This window comes from Pantoea sp. S61, assembly GCF_016625145.1.
Classification (GTDB): domain Bacteria; phylum Pseudomonadota; class Gammaproteobacteria; order Enterobacterales; family Enterobacteriaceae; genus Pantoea; species Pantoea rwandensis_B.
In genome coordinates, this window is the sequence record NZ_JACVUO010000075.1 from 1 (window position 1) to 218 (window position 218).

Genomic DNA, 218 nt, shown 5'->3' on the forward strand with positions numbered 1-218 from the left:
CACCGGCTGCGCTGTCTGCCGCGCACGTCACACAGCAGAAGTAGCCTCAGAAGCCTTCGTCGTCGGGCGTTTTGCCCACCACGATTTCCAGCGCGCTGCGAAGCACGTCAAGCTGGACCACGTCGGATGTGCTCTCGAGCTCGGCGACAAGATAAAGAATGATCGCTTTGCTGGTGACCTTTTTGCCGTGAATAACGATGTCGCGGATGACGGCGTCC

At 59.2% G+C, this 218-nt stretch carries 1 protein-coding gene; it reads right to left on the reverse strand.

Features of this window, described 5'->3' with window-relative positions; all coding sequences use genetic code 11:
- Positions 1 to 46: 46 nt before the first annotated feature.
- Positions 47 to 218: biofilm development regulator YmgB/AriR family protein (locus IAE30_RS29915; protein ID WP_234472913.1), on the reverse strand; the 172-nt coding region annotated here is incomplete at its 5' end.